A 14,219-nucleotide genomic window follows, 5' to 3' on the forward strand; every position below is an offset into this window, starting at 1 on the left:
GGGTGGCGAGCAGCGCGTCGACCGTGCCAGGGACCGACCGCGGCGGAGCTCCGCCACGACCGAGATCGACCACGACAGAAGAGGATCCGCCATGTCCGTACGCCGGCGTCTCACGACCGCCACCGGGGCCGTGCTGCTCACCCTCGCCGTCGCCGGTTGTTCGGGCCTCGGCCGCACCGCCGTGGGCACGCTCTCCTACGAGACGCAGCGCGAGCTGGCGGTGACCCTGACGAGCCCCTCGGTGAAGGGCTGCCACCGCCTCGCGCCCAGCGGTGTGACCACCGTTGTGAACAACACCCTGGTCGACGTCGTGATGTACCGGACGCGCGACTGCGGGGGCGAGAACTCCATCTACGTCCCCACCAACACCTCCGACCGGATCGCGCCGGGCACCCTGCCGTGGCGCAGCTACAGCGTCGTCCACTAGCCACGCCGCGGCGCCGGGCCGGGCGTCCGTCCCGGCCGGTCCCGGCGCCGGTTCCCTTCCCCGGCCATCGGGTCCATCCTGGAAGTGACCCTCCATGGGCTCCCACGGGAGACGGTGACCGTCATGCGGACCGGGAACGAACCGGCGAACGCGCGCAGCGCCCTGCGTCTGAGGTTCTGGCTGAGTGTGTGGGGGCTGCTCTGGGCGGCCTTCGGCACGACCGTGTTCTCGCTGCTCGACCGCGCCGGCTGGGCCGCGGCCTGCGGCGTGCTGTTCCTGGTGGTCCTGGTCGACATGACGATGGTGCTGCACCACATCCACCAGGGCCCGCACTGGCAGCCGGGCCGGAACGTCCCCCCGTACGAACCCGACCACGGCGGCACACGCCGCTGAGAGCCGTTTCCGCGCGCCGAGGGCCCGCGCTCCGCGTCAACGGCCGGCCGCGCCTACTTTTCCGAGTCGAAGCCCGCCGCCTGGAGGTACTCCGGCTTCGGGTCGAGCGCGGCGGCGAGCCGGAAGTGCCGGGTGGCCTGGGCGGTCAGGCCGGAGCGCTCGAAGGTGCGGGCGAGCGCGAAGTGCGCGAACGCGTTGTCCGGCTCGCGCTCCAGGACCAGTTCGAATTCCAGCTGGGCGGGACGCAGCTGCGCGGCGGCGAAGAACGCGCGGGCGCGCAGCAGCCGGGCCGCCGTGTTCTCGGGATGGGCGGCGATCACCGAGTCCAGCAGCTTCACCGCGCCCCGAGGGTCCCGCGCGGCCAGCAGGTGCTCGGCGGCGCGGAAGTCGATGACGTGCGTTTCCGGGTTTCTGTCGGCCACCATGGCATCCTTCCCCTCGATCCGGTGGTTGAACACCGGACCCGGCACCCTCATTCCGCCGCCGCCGGGGCAGGCCGCTCCCCCACGGCTCCTACGCGGTGCCGGCCGCCCTGCGCTCCAGTTCCTCCCACACCTTCCGCACCTGCGGTTCCAGCGCGTCGAGCGGCCCGTCGTTGTCGATGACCACGTCCGCCACCTCCAGCCGCCGCGCACGCGTGACCTGGGCCGCCATCCGGTTGCGCGCCTCGGACTCGGCCATGCCCCGGAGCCGTACGAGCCGGTCGAGCTGGGTCTCGGGGGACGCGTCGACGACCACGACCAGGTCGTACAGAGGTGCGAGACCGTTCTCGGCGAGCAGGGGTACGTCGTGGACGACGACGTCTCCGCTCCCCGCGCGGCCCTCCAGCTCCGCCGACCGGGCCCCGACCAGGGGGTGCACGATGGCGTTGAGGGTGGCGAGGCGGTCGGGGTCGGCGAACACGATGGAGCCGAGCTTCGGCCGGTCGAGCGCCCCTTCCCCGGTGAGTACGCCGTCCCCGAAGGCCTCGACGACGGCCGCGAGCCCCGGCGTACCGGGTTCGACGACCTCGCGGGCGATCCGGTCCGCATCGATCAGCACGGCCCCGTACGAGACGAGCAGCCGTGACACTTCGCTCTTGCCGGCGCCGATCCCGCCGGTCAGGCCCACCTTCAGCATGAGCGGCAGCTTAGACCGACCGGGCCTGCCCCGGCGTGGCTAGCCGTCGCCCTCGCGCTCCGCGAGGAAGCGCTCGAACTCACGGCCGAGCTCGTCCGCCGACGGCAGGTCGACCGGCTCCGCGACCAGGCTGCCGCGGGTCTCGGCCCCGGCCACCGCGTCGTACTGGTGCTCAAGGCCCTGCACCAGCGCGACCAGCTCCTCGTCGCCCTCGCCGATCTGGCGGTCGATCTCGGTCTGGGTGCGGCGGGCCTCGGTCCGCAGGGAGTGGGCCACCCCGGGCAGGACGAGGCCGGTGGCGGCGGTCACGGCCTCCAGGGCGGTCAGGGCCGCGTCCGGGTACGGGGAACGCGCGACGTAGTGCGGGACGTGCGCGGCGACACCGAGGGTGTCGTGACCGGACTCGGTCAGCCGGTACTCGACGAGGGACTCGGCGCTGCCGGGCACCTGGGCCTCGTCGAAGGGGCTGCGGTGGCCGGGCATGAGGTCGGTGCGGCTGCCGTGCGGGGTGAGTCCCACGGGGCGGGTGTGCGGCACGCCCATCGGGATGCCGTGGAAGTTCACGGAGAGGCGCACGCCGAGACGCTCGATGATCTGCCGGACGGCGGCGGCGAAGCGCTCCCACTCCACGTCGGGCTCGGGGCCGGACAGTACGAGGAAGGGGGCCCCGGTGGCGTCCTGGACGAGGCGGACCTCGATGGACGGCGTCTCGTACGCGGTCCAGCGGTCGCGCCGGAAGGTGAGCAGCGGGCGGCGGGCGCGGTAGTCCACGAGCCGGTCGTGGTCGAAGCGGGCCACCAGCTGGTGGGGCAGGGTGTCGAGCAGTCCCTCGATGATCTGCTCGCCGGTCTCGCCCGCGTCGATGTAGCCCTCGAAGTGGTAGAGCATGACCAGCCCGGCCGACTCCTGCGCCAGGGCCAGATCGACGACCGCCAGGCCCTTCGCGTCCCATTCGTACAAATCCTGGGGATCAAGCACGATTACCGCTCCTCCTCGTGTTCTCTCTGAAAACGTCTCGCGCCGCGCGACCATTCCCGTGACGGGCCGTCTTCCGGCGGGCGGTCCTCCGACGGCCGGCCGCGCGAACTCCGGCCACTGGTCCAGACCTTGACACGTCCAGCACCGCTCCCTACCGTCTCGGGACAGCATCGCGTTCAGCATTTCGACCATCGTGCACATACAGGAACTCCCCCACTCCGCACGGAAGGCATCCCCATGCGCACCCGGACGCTGCTCCTCCCCCTGATCCCGGCGCTCCTCGCCGTCCCCCTCGCCACCACCCCTGCCTCCGCCACCCTCACCCCCGCCGCGACCGTCGAGGTCTCGACGGCGGCGCAGCTGAAGACCGCGCTCACCAATGCCCGCCCCGGCGACACGATCCGCCTCGCGGACGGCACGTACGCGGGGAACTTCAAGGCCACGACCCCGGCCACCTCCTCGGCCCGGATCACCCTGACCGGCTCCTCGCGCGCGGTGCTGACCGCCGGCGGCGGCTACGGGCTGCATCTGAACGGTGCCTCGTACTGGACGGTCGAGGGCCTCACGGTGACGGGCGGCCAGAAGGGGATCATGGCCGACGCCGCGGAGGGCGTGGTGATCGACGGGGTGACCGTGCACGACCTGGACATGGAGGGCGTGCACTTCCGCAACTCCAGCAGGAACGGAGTGATCAGGAACTCGCGGATCTACGACACCGGGAACGACGGCCGGGGCATGGGCGAGGGGGTGTACGTCGGCACCGCCAACACGCTCGCCGACCGCAGCGACAACGCGCAGATCCTGAACAACGTCATCGGTCCGGACGTCGGCGGCGAGAGCGTCGACATCAAGGAGGGGACGACCGGGGCGCGGATCGTCGGCAACACCTTCGACGGGCGCGGCCTGACAGGCGCCAACTACGACGACTCCTGGGTCGACGTGAAGGGCAACAACGTCCTCGTCGAGAACAACACCGGAGTGAACACGACCAACAACGGCTACGAGACCCACACCCAGCAGAGCGGCTGGGGCTGCGGGACCGTCTTCCGCGGCAACCGTTCGGACCTGACGGGGGCCACCGGACCGCAGCGGCTGGCGATCAACGTCACCAACCGGAGCGGGAGCTGTGCGACCACGGTGTACGCCTCGAACACGGTGACCGGCGGGAACGGCCTGACGAACATCCCCGTCACGCCCTGATCCGCCGGGGAACAGTGCCGGGACATGACCGAGGCCCGCTCCCCCGAAGGGAAGCGGGCCTCGATTCGCTAGCGGCTAGCGCTCAGCGGAGAGCCTGTTCAGCTCTGGCCGCCGGCCAGCTTCTCGCGCAGGGCGGCAAGCGCCTCGTCCGACGCCAGGGCGCCGGAGTTGTCGTCCGACTCCGAGGAGTACGAACCACCCGAGATGCCCGCACCGGCGTTGCCACCGGCGGCCGGGGCGGCAGCGCCCTCGGCAGCAGCGGCCTCGTCGGCCTCGCGGGACTTGATGACCTGAGCCTGGTGCTGCTCGAAACGAGTCTGCGCCTCGGCGTACTGGGTCTCCCAGGCCTCGCGCTGGGTCTCGAAGCCCTCGAGCCAGTCGTTGGTCTCGGGGTCGAAGCCCTCGGGGTAGATGTAGTTGCCCTGGTCGTCGTAGGACGCGGCCATGCCGTACAGGGTCGGGTCGAACTCGACCGAGGCCGGGTCGGCACCGAAGGACTCGTTGGCCTGCTTCAGCGAGAGGCTGATGCGACGACGCTCGAGGTCGATGTCGATGACCTTGACGAAGATCTCGTCGTTGACCTGGACGACCTGCTCCGGGATCTCCACGTGGCGCTCGGCCAGCTCGGAGATGTGGACCAGACCCTCGATGCCCTCGTCCACGCGGACGAACGCACCGAACGGAACCAGCTTGGTGACCTTACCCGGGACGACCTGACCGATCTGGTGGGTCCGGGCGAACTGCTGCCACGGGTCCTCCTGCGTCGCCTTCAGCGACAGGGAGACACGCTCGCGGTCCATGTCCACGTCGAGAACCTCGACGGTGACCTCCTGGCCGACCTCGACAACCTCGGACGGGTGGTCGATGTGCTTCCAGGACAGCTCGGAGACGTGCACGAGACCGTCGACGCCACCCAGGTCCACGAAGGCACCGAAGTTGACGATCGAGGAAACGACGCCGGAGCGGACCTGACCCTTCTGCAGGGTGGTGAGGAACGTCTGGCGAACCTCGGACTGGGTCTGCTCGAGCCAGGCGCGGCGGGACAGGACCACGTTGTTGCGGTTCTTGTCCAGCTCGATGATCTTCGCCTCGAGCTCCTTGCCCACGTAGGGCTGGAGGTCGCGGACGCGACGCATCTCGACGAGGGAGGCCGGCAGGAAGCCGCGGAGGCCGATGTCGAGGATGAGACCACCCTTGACGACCTCGATGACGGTACCGGTGACGATGCCGTCTTCTTCCTTGATCTTCTCGATCGTGCCCCAGGCACGCTCGTACTGAGCGCGCTTCTTGGACAGGATCAGGCGGCCTTCCTTGTCCTCCTTCTGGAGAACCAGGGCCTCGATCTCGTCGCCGACCTTGACGACCTCGTTCGGGTCGACGTCGTGCTTGATCGAGAGCTCACGGCTCGGGATCACGCCTTCGGTCTTGTAACCGATGTCGAGCAGGACCTCGTCCCGGTCGACCTTCACGATGACGCCGTCGACGATGTCGCCGTCGTTGAAGTACTTGATCGTCTCGTCGATCGCGGCGAGGAAGGCTTCCTCGTTACCGATGTCGTTGACCGCAACCTGCGGGGTGGTGCTGGTGGCGGTGGTCTCGGTGCTGCTCGTCATGTGGGAAAGGGCTCCGGTTACGGACAGAAAGTCGTAGGTACTGCTACGCCGAGAGCCCGTATCGCACCAAGAAGCCGGACAGCCAATGAAGCGCCCTTCCGCGAACGGGAGGGAGCCTCGAAAACCGAGGGGACATACAACAGGTACGAGCGCGGCCTGCTCCGTCTGAGGCGCGCAGGCCCGCAGCGCAACCTTTAGCATACGGGGGCGGCCGGACAGGGTCAATGCGCGAAGCGCGCACCCGGGGCAGATCCCCTCAACTCCGGCACCAACTTGTGTCCTTCCACGCCTCATCGGCGGGATCCGCGCACAGCGGCACTGAGCGCAAACTACATCGGCGGGCGAGATGAACCAAGAGTACGAACACGAAGTCCCCTCCGACTCGGCCGAGGACGAGGCGGAGGCGACCCGGCGTGACGCGGGGGAAGCGGAGAGCAGCCGGGCCAGCCGTGGCTGGTGGGACAGGAACGCCGACGAGTACCAGAGCGACCACGGATCGTTCCTGGGCGACGACCGGTTCGTCTGGGGTCCCGAGGGGCTCGACGAGGCGGAGGCCGGGCTCCTCGGGCCGGCCGCGTCGCTGAAGGGCCTCGACGTACTGGAGATCGGCGCGGGCGCGGCCCAGTGCTCGCGGTGGCTGGCGGCGCAGGGGGCGCGGCCGGTGGCGCTCGACCTCTCGCACCGGCAGCTGCAGCACGCGCTGCGGATCGGCGGGGAGGTGCCGCTCGTGGAGGCCGACGCAGGGGCGCTGCCCTTCCGGGACGCCTCCTTCGACCTGGCGTGCTCGGCGTACGGCGCGGTGCCGTTCGTCGCCGACCCGGTGCGGGTGTTCCGTGAGGTGCGGCGGGTGCTGCGGCCGGGCGGCCGGTGGGTCTTCTCGGTGACCCACCCGATCCGCTGGGCGTTCCCCGACGAACCGGGCCCCGAGGGCCTGTCGGTCGCGGCCTCCTATTTCGACCGCACCCCTTATGTGGAGCAGGACGAGCAGGGGCGGGCGGTGTACGTGGAGCACCACCGGACGATCGGCGACCGGGTGCGGGACGTGGTGGCCGGCGGCTTCCGGCTGGTGGACCTGGTCGAGCCGGAGTGGCCGGCGTGGAACAGCCAGGAGTGGGGCGGCTGGTCCCCGCTGCGGGGGAACCTGATCCCGGGAACGGCGATCTTCGTCTGCGAGCGCGCGGAGTAGCGGTGGGGTAGTCGTACGGCCGGGGCGCGGCTGTACGGCCCGGGTGCAGCCGTGCGGATCGTTGCGCTTGTCGTACTTATAGGTGGGTCCTGTGGACAACGGGGCCCACCTTTTTTCTTCGCGTACGAGACTGAGTGCGTGATCCGAAATGACGCACTCGACCGTCTCCCCGTCCGCCATGCCGTCCCCGAGCTGCTCGACGCGCTCGACCGGCGCGGTACGGCCGTGCTGTCCGCGCCTCCCGGCACGGGCAAGACGACCCTGGTGCCGCTCGCGCTCGCGGGCCTCATAGGGGAGGGACCGGGGCGGCGGGTCCTGGTGGCCGAGCCGCGCCGGATGGCGGTGCGGGCGGCGGCGCGGCGGATGGCGTGGCTGCTCGGCGAGGAGGTCGGCGGCACGGTCGGCTTCTCCGTGCGCGGCGAGCGCCGGACCGGACCCGCGACCAGGGTCGAGGTGGTGACCACGGGCATCCTGCTCCAGCGGCTCCAGCGGGACCCCGAGCTGGCGGGCGTGGACGTGGTCCTGCTCGACGAGTGCCACGAACGGCATCTGGACGCCGACACGGCCATGGCCTTCCTGGTGGACGTGCGGGCCACGCTGCGGCCGGAGCTGGCGCTGATCGCCGCCTCGGCGACGAGCGACGCGGCGGCCTGGGCGGATCTCCTCACGGTCCTGGAGGGCTCGGGCCCGGCGCCGGTGGTGTGGAGCAAGGGCGAGGGACACGGCTGCCGGGTCCACTACGCGGCTCCGCCCGCCGGCATCCGGCCGGCGCACGGCACCTGGGTGGACCCGGCGCTGCTGCGGCACGTCGCCGCGACGGTCCGGCTGGCGATGGAGCGGCACGAGGGGGACGTCCTCTGTTTCCTTCCGGGTACGGGGGAGATCGCGCGGACGGCCGGGCTGCTGGCCGGCGTCGACGCGGAGGTGCTCCAGCTGCACGGGCGGGCCGCCGCGTCGGTGCAGGACGCGGTGCTGCGCGGCACCGAGCCCGGCGGGCGGCGCAGGGTGGTGCTCACGACCTCGGTGGCCGAGTCGAGCCTGACGGTGCCGGGGGTGCGGATCGTCGTGGACTCGGGGCTGGCGCGGGAGCCGCGGACGGACCACGCGAGGGGGCTGGGCTCGCTGGCGACGGTGACGGTCTCCGAGGCGACGGCGACCCAGCGCCTGGGCCGGGCGGGCCGTGAGGCCTTCGGGCAGGTGTATCGCTGCTGGGCCGAGGCGAACGACGGGGGCAGGCCGCGGTTCCCGTCCCCGGAGATCAAGGTCGCCGACCTGGCGGACTTCGCCCTCCGGGTCGCCTGCTGGGGCGATCCGACGGCGCGGGGGCTCGCCCTGCTCGACCCGCCGCCCGCCGGGGCGATGGCGGCGGCGCGCTCGGTCCTCGGGTCGATCGGAGCCGTGGACGCGGCGGGCCGGGCGACCGGGCGCGGGGTACGCATGTCCCGCCTGGGGCTCCACCCCCGGCTGGGGCGCGCGCTCCTGGACGGCGCGCCGGAGGTCGGGGCACGGCGGGCGGCGGAGGTGGTGGCGCTGCTCAGCGAGGAACCGCCGCGCGACTACGGGGACGACCTGGCGGCGGCCTGGCGGACGGCCCGCCGGGGCGCCGACGGATACGGCGCCCGCTGGAGGACGGAGGCGCGCCGCCTGGAGCGCTCGGCCGGGGAGGCGACGGGCGGAGCGGGAGCGGGAGCGGGCAATACCAGGAAGGAGGGTGCCGGGCCCGGCGGTGCGGGACGGGATGGTGCGGGCGCGGCCGGTGCGGAGAGGGGCGGTGCGGGTACTGGCGGTGCGGGTTCTGGCGGTGCTGGTACTGGCGGTGCGGGACGGGGTGACGCCGGGAAGGGGGCGGTGTCGGCCTGGGTGCCCGGCGCGGCGGTGGGAGGTGTGGTCGGGGACGACGCGGTGGTCGGGCTGGTGACGGCGCTGGCCTTTCCCGAGCGGGTGGCTCGGGCCCGGGAGCAGGGCGGGTATCTGATGGTGTCGGGGAGCGGGGCCAGGCTCGCCGAAGGCTCCGCGCTGCGGACCTCGCCCTGGCTGGCCGTGGCGGTGGCGGACCGTACGGCGCGGGACGCGACGGCCCGGGTGCGCCTGGCGGCCGTGGTGGACGGGGAGATGGCCCGGTGGGCGGCAGGGCATCTGCGCTCGACCGGTGAGGAGGTCCACTGGGAGGAGGGGGACGTGGTCGCCCGCTCGGTCGACCGGCTGGGCGCGGTCGAGCTGACGGTCCGTCCGCTCGGGGCGAAGGCCGATCCGGCGCTCGTAAGGGAGGCACTGCTCGACGGTCTGCGGCGGGAGGGGCTCGGGCTGCTGCGGTGGAGCCGGGAGGCCGGGGAACTGCGCGAGCGGCTGGCCTTCCTGCACCGGGAGCTGGGTGAGCCCTGGCCGGACATGGCGGACGGGACGCTGGTCGACCGGGCCGGGGAGTGGCTGGAGCCGGAGCTCTCCCGGGCCGCGCGGCGCGCCGATCTGGGGCGGATCGACGCCGGGGAGGCCCTGCGGCGGCTGTTGCCGTGGGCGTCGGGCGAGGCGGGCCGGCTGGGCGAGCTGGCACCGGAGCGGATCGAGGTGCCGAGCGGTTCGAGGATCCGGGTCGAGTACGGGGGCGAGCGGCCGGTGCTCGCGGTGAAGCTCCAGGAGATGTTCGGACTGGCCGAGACGCCCCGGGTGGCAGGGGTCCCGGTCCTGGTCCATCTCCTCTCCCCCGCCGGACGGCCGGCGGCCGTGACCGCCGACCTGGCGTCGTTCTGGAGGGACGGCTACCGGGCGGTGCGGGCGGAGCTGAGGGGGCGGTACCCGAAGCACCCGTGGCCGGAGGACCCCGCGACGGCGGAGCCGACCCGGCACACGAGCGCGCGGCTCAGACGGGAGGGGTGACCGGGGCCCCGGCGGTGAAGGTGTCGGCGGGTGCGTCGTCGGCCGGACGGCGGGAGCGGGCTTCGAGCCAGAGGGAGAGGGCGAGGAGAAGGAGGGCCAGGACGGTGAAGCTCCAGGGGAGGTAGGAGACGAGCATCAGCACCATCAGACGATTGGAGGAGACCATGTCGCCGATGCTCTTGAGGTAGTCCTCGCGCATCTTCACGTGCCCCTCGAAGACCGTGAGGGTGTCCTGGCCCATCAGCGTCTTGGCGTTGCGGAGCTCCTCCTTGTGGATCTCCTCGCCGTTGACGGGGGCGCCGGTGACCGGCTCGATCCAGAACATCCGCTTGGTCGAGTACCAGCGGGTGAGACCGGATTCGGTGATGACCTCCGGCGGGATCTTCACCGGCATGGTCTTGGGCATGGGGACCTGGGTCCACGGGATGGTCTGCTCGAAGTAGTAGACCTCCATGCCCCGGAAGGTGCGGGTGCCCACGAAGTGGATGGGGGCCGAGGTGCGCGTCTGGGCGTCGAAGTACTGGTAGTCCCGCTTCTCGGTGAGGAAGGGGAACTTGAACTCGATGCCCTCGCGCCGGACGGCCTCGCCGTCGACGGACTCGCCGGTGACGTGGACGGGGTCCTGGGAGTGGGCGTCGAAGATGTACCGCTCGGGGACCTTGGAGACCATCTTCCCGTCGGGGCCCATGACGTAGGCGAGGGCGTCCCAGACGACGACGTCCCGGCCGGCGTCGCGCTCGATGCGCCGGGACTCCTCCACGTTGCCCTTGAGGGTCTGGACGATCGTGATCTTGTCGACCTGCTCCGACTTGAGCGTGGAGTAGTTGAGGAGGGTCGCGGGCTTCGCCTCCAGGACGGTCTCCTGGTACTGGTTCGACGGGATCTTCGCCAGTCTGGGGAAGGCGTACCAGCGCAGGGTCGGGGCCATCGCGGCGCAGAAGACGGCGAGGGAGAGCAGGACGAGACTGGCTCGGCGGCGCACGGTCGCCCCTTTACTTCTTGGGGCCGGGATCGGCGGTCAGCAGGGGCTTGGGCGAGGTGGGGCCGTCGGGCGGCAGATCGACCACCGAGATGAGCAGAACTAAGAGGAGGACTGGTGCGAGTCCGATGGCGGCGGCGACGAGGGCACGCATGGTCGGCCTCCCGGTATGCGATCTGATGAGTCGTCAGGGCGGGGGCACCGTAGCAACGCGACCGCGAGATGAGAACACGTTGTACCCGGGGAACGCGGAGCGCCGCCCCTCCGCCCGATGGGCGGAGAAGCGGCGCGGGGAGGCGGCGCTGAGCGCGGGTGGTGTCCGGCCGAGGGCCTGGGGTCAGGCCGAGGGCGAGGAGGAGGGGGAGGAAGGGGAGGCGGAGGGGGTGGCCTCGGGCGAGCCGCTGCCGGACGGGGACGGATCCGGGGTCGGCGTGGCCGGTGCCGTGACCGTCAGCTTGATCTCCGCGCTGCCTCCGCCAGGCGCGGTGAGGCGCAGCACGTACTCGCCGGCCTTGTCGCCCGCGAAGAGCTCGGGGAGGGAGATCAGACCGTTCTCGTCGGTCGTGAGGGTGAGGGTGCGCAGGGACGTGCCCGCCGCGTCCTTGAAGTACGGGCCCTCGGCGCTCTCCTGGGTGTCCGCCGCCGAGGCGACGACCACGGCGGTGACGAGGACTCCGGGGGCGAGCGCGCCTCCGTCGGTGGCCTTGACCTGCACCCGCTGGGCGTAGGCGGTGCCGGTGGTGGCCGAGAGGGGGTCACCCCCGACCCGGGCGAGGGTGTCCGCCCGGCGCTCGGTGACGGTCGCGGTGAACTCGGTCGCGCCCAGGGTGCGGCCCACGACGGTGGCCTTGATCGTGAACGACCCGGTCTTCTCGCCGGCCTTCGGCAGCGGGGCCGTCGCGATGCCGGTGGAGCCCGTGGTGACGGTCGCGGTGGTCGAGCCGCCGGGGAAGCGGGAGTCGGTGGTCCCGGTGATCTCGAAGCGGATGTCGACCCCGCTGACCGGGGCGCCGACGCCGTCGAGCGCGGCGACCGCGGGGGCCTTGCTGAAAGCGCTCCCGGTGGTCGCGGTCAACGGGCCCGTCGCGACGGGCGAGAGCCGGGTGACCTTGGCGGCGGGCGGGACGGTCGGCGGCTTCGTCGGCTTGGTGACCGGGGGCTTGACGGAGGTCGGCGGCTTGGTCGGCGGCGCGGTGGCGTCGCCCGGGGTGCCCGGCTTCGGCTTCGGCTTCGGCGAGGGGGTCGCCGGGATCCGCGGCGGCGGCGAGGTGGGGGCGGGGCGGTTGCCCTGGCCCCGGCCGTCGCTGCGGTCGACCGGGAGCACGCCCGTGCCGTCCGGGACCTGGTGGGTGCCGCGCTGGTAGTACGTGAACCAGGACAGGACCGTGTTCAGGTACTCCGTCGAGCGGTTGTAGCTGAGGATCGCCCGGTCGAGGTCGGCCTTGAGAGCCAGGTTGCGGTCGTTGGCGCAGAGGTAGAGACCGGCGGCCTGGGCGGCGTCGTAGATGTTGTTCGGGTCCTTCTTCCCGTCGCTGTTCGCGTCCTGGCCCCAGGTGGCCCAGGTGGACGGGATGAACTGCATCGGGCCGACGGCGCGGTCGTGGGTCTTGTCGCCGTCGTAGGCGCCGCCGTCGGTGTCGGAGATGTTGGCGAATCCGACACCGTCGAGGATGGGGCCGAGGATCGGCGAGAGCGTCGTGCCGTTGGCGTCGACCCGGCCGCCGCGCGCCTGGCCGGACTCGACCTTGCCGATGCCGGCGAGCAGTTGCCAGGGCAGGTTGCAGCCGGGGTCGGTGGAGCGGATCGACTGCTCGGCGCGCTGGTAGGCGGAGAACACGGACGCGGGTATGCCGGCTTCGGCGGGCCCGGTGAAGACCGGCGGAAGGGCGGGCATCGCCCCGGGCTTGTTCGGGGTGTTCAGCGGCGGCAGGTCCGTGTAGTACGGCGAGTCACCGGTGGCGGAACCGTCACCGGGCGGCGTCGCGGTGTCCCCGGCGCCGACGGAACGGTCGCCTCCGGCGTTGTCCGTGGGCGGAGAGACCGTCTCCGGAGCCTGCGAGGCGGCGAGCGCGGCGACCGCCGCGGCCACCACCGCACCGCTGGTGGCTCCCCTGCGCAGCCTGCGGCCCAAGTGCGTCGCTGACATGTCCGTGGTCCCTTCCCCCTCGACTCCGGCCCCACGCTCCCCGCGTGCGACCCCTGGCGACCCTATGCCAACTCCGGCCCACCGGGCACCGGCGCCTGACCCTGTTTCACGCTTTCGTCACCTCTCGGCCGCTTCCGGACCGGGCGCCTACGGGAACGGGCGCGGGCGGGACCGAAGGCGTACGGCACCGAAGGCGTACGGGAACCGGGGGGGTGGGTCCGGAGCCTCTTCCTCTGCGGCCGACGAGGTGCCTCGGCCGTCACCGCCGGAGCCTGGGGGAAGTCCCGTTGCCGTTCACGCTGAGTCATGCCGCTGCCGTGCTGCCCGGACTGCGCCGGAACGGGACCGCGCGCGGGCCGCTGGTGGCGTCCGCGCTGGTCGCGGGCTCCTTCGCGCCCGACATGACCTACTTCGCCGCCACGGCCTTCCCCGGAGCGATGACCTTCGGGGACGTCACCCACTCCCCCGTCGGCATCGTCACCGCCGACGTGCTGATCACAGCCCTGCTCGTGGGCCTGTGGCTGACCGTGCGCGAGCCGCTCGTGGCGCTGCTGCCCGCCGGATGGCACGGGCGGGTGTACGGGCTGGTCCGGGGCCTGCCCTGGCGTGACCGGCACCCCGCCGTGCTCGCCGGGTGGTTCGTCCTCTCCGCGGCGCTCGGCGCGACCACGCACGTCGTGTGGGACTCCTTCACCCATATCGACCGCTGGGGCACGCGGGCGATCCCGGTGCTCGGCGACGTCGTCGCCGGGTTCCCGGTCTACCTCTACACGCAGTACGGGAGTTCGGCGCTGGCCCTGGGATTCCTCGGGTGGTTCCTCGCGCGGGCGCTGCGCTCCGCCGCTCCCGGCCCTGAGCTGCCCGCCGGGGTGCCGGTCCCGGACCGGCGGGGGCGGCTCCTGGCCGTCGGGCTGATCGGCGGCTGCGTCCTCGCCGGGATCGCGCACCGGGTGCTGCGCTGGGCCGCGTACTGGGGCTGGGACCGGATCGAGACGCCCCTGGACGTCATTCCGACGGCCTGCTTCGGGGCCGGCGCGGGGCTCGCCGTCGGGCTCGTGCTGTACGGGACGTGGGTACGGCTGTCCGCCCGGCCGGGCCGGGCCACCCCTGTTCCGTCGGGGGAAGCCGCTCTGTCGGAGGAAGCTGCTGCGTCGGGTCGGCGCGTTCCGGAGGGCGCGGGCCCGGCGCCTCGTGCGGAGCGCTCCCGTCAGGGGTCTCGCTGATCTTCTCCGGCGGGGTGAAGTCCCGGGCCTCGGCGCCGCCGGAGAGGGCGCGGTGTACGACGAGGGCGATCCCCTCCAGGG

13 protein-coding genes are annotated in these 14,219 nt (G+C 72.3%); 6 read left to right on the forward strand and 7 right to left on the reverse strand.

The annotated features are described in order from the left end of the window. Nucleotides 1-91: 91 nt before the first annotated feature. Nucleotides 92-427 (forward strand): hypothetical protein, encoded by a 336-nt coding sequence (locus tag V4Y03_RS07590; protein ID WP_317877239.1) that lies wholly within the window; start codon nt 92-94, stop codon nt 425-427. Nucleotides 428-550: 123 nt separating this feature from the next. Further along, nucleotides 551-820: a DUF6343 family protein gene (locus V4Y03_RS07595; RefSeq protein WP_317877238.1), complete on the forward strand. Its 270-nt coding sequence runs from the start codon at nt 551-553 to the stop codon at nt 818-820. A 53-nt stretch (nt 821-873) separates the two neighbouring features. Here the strand turns inward: V4Y03_RS07595 and V4Y03_RS07600 are convergent, their stop codons facing one another. From V4Y03_RS07600 to V4Y03_RS07610, 3 genes are all read right to left on the reverse strand, one after another. Then, nucleotides 874-1,242, reverse strand: a complete 369-nt coding sequence (locus V4Y03_RS07600; RefSeq protein ID WP_317877240.1) for a tetratricopeptide repeat protein — start codon at nt 1,240-1,242, stop codon at nt 874-876. Nucleotides 1,243-1,333: 91 nt separating this feature from the next. Next, nucleotides 1,334-1,939: a dephospho-CoA kinase gene (coaE, locus tag V4Y03_RS07605; protein WP_332434419.1), complete on the reverse strand. Its 606-nt coding sequence runs from the start codon at nt 1,937-1,939 to the stop codon at nt 1,334-1,336. 39 nt (nt 1,940-1,978) lie between these two features. Then, nucleotides 1,979-2,917 carry a PAC2 family protein gene (locus V4Y03_RS07610; RefSeq protein ID WP_317877236.1) on the reverse strand — a complete coding sequence of 313 codons (939 nt, stop codon included), beginning with the start codon at nt 2,915-2,917 and terminating at the stop codon, nt 1,979-1,981. 237 nt (nt 2,918-3,154) lie between these two features. On the opposite strand from V4Y03_RS07610, the gene V4Y03_RS07615 reads away from it, so the two are divergent. Next, nucleotides 3,155-4,117: a right-handed parallel beta-helix repeat-containing protein gene (locus V4Y03_RS07615; protein ID WP_332434421.1), complete on the forward strand. Its 963-nt coding sequence runs from the start codon at nt 3,155-3,157 to the stop codon at nt 4,115-4,117. Between the two features lie 98 nt (nt 4,118-4,215). Here the strand turns inward: V4Y03_RS07615 and rpsA are convergent, their stop codons facing one another. Beyond that, the gene (gene rpsA, locus V4Y03_RS07620) at nt 4,216-5,730 is read right to left on the reverse strand and encodes a 30S ribosomal protein S1 (RefSeq protein ID WP_148004571.1); all 1,515 of its coding nucleotides are present in this window, start codon (nt 5,728-5,730) and stop codon (nt 4,216-4,218) included. A gap of 346 nt (nt 5,731-6,076) precedes the next feature. Between rpsA and V4Y03_RS07625 the strand changes: the two genes are divergently transcribed. Both V4Y03_RS07625 and V4Y03_RS07630 read left to right on the forward strand, forming a co-directional pair. Then, entirely contained in the window at nt 6,077-6,916 is an 840-nt protein-coding gene (locus tag V4Y03_RS07625; RefSeq protein ID WP_332434422.1) for a class I SAM-dependent methyltransferase, read from the forward strand. Nucleotides 6,917-7,054: 138 nt separating this feature from the next. Beyond that, nucleotides 7,055-9,790 (forward strand): ATP-dependent RNA helicase, encoded by a 2,736-nt coding sequence (locus V4Y03_RS07630; protein WP_332434423.1) that lies wholly within the window; start codon nt 7,055-7,057, stop codon nt 9,788-9,790. Here V4Y03_RS07630 and V4Y03_RS07635 read toward each other — a convergent pair. The 3 genes from V4Y03_RS07635 to V4Y03_RS07645 form a co-directional block, all read right to left on the reverse strand. After that, nucleotides 9,774-10,772 (reverse strand): DUF3068 domain-containing protein, encoded by a 999-nt coding sequence (locus tag V4Y03_RS07635; RefSeq protein WP_332434425.1) that lies wholly within the window; start codon nt 10,770-10,772, stop codon nt 9,774-9,776. The genes V4Y03_RS07630 and V4Y03_RS07635 overlap by 17 nt on opposite strands. Nucleotides 10,773-10,782: 10 nt before the next feature. Beyond that, nucleotides 10,783-10,923, reverse strand: a complete 141-nt coding sequence (locus V4Y03_RS07640) for an SPW_0924 family protein (RefSeq protein ID WP_332434426.1) — start codon at nt 10,921-10,923, stop codon at nt 10,783-10,785. A gap of 183 nt (nt 10,924-11,106) precedes the next feature. Next, nucleotides 11,107-12,915, reverse strand: coding sequence for a lytic transglycosylase domain-containing protein (locus tag V4Y03_RS07645; protein ID WP_332434427.1), 1,809 nt, complete (start codon nt 12,913-12,915; stop codon nt 11,107-11,109). 287 nt (nt 12,916-13,202) lie between these two features. Here V4Y03_RS07645 and V4Y03_RS07650 point away from each other — a divergent pair, with 287 nt between their 5' ends. Further along, nucleotides 13,203-14,138, forward strand: a complete 936-nt coding sequence (locus V4Y03_RS07650; protein WP_332434428.1) for a DUF4184 family protein — start codon at nt 13,203-13,205, stop codon at nt 14,136-14,138. Nucleotides 14,139-14,219 lie beyond the last annotated feature (81 nt).

Source organism: Streptomyces sp. P9-A4, from assembly GCF_036634195.1.
In the GTDB taxonomy this organism is placed as follows: Bacteria; Actinomycetota; Actinomycetes; order Streptomycetales; family Streptomycetaceae; genus Streptomyces.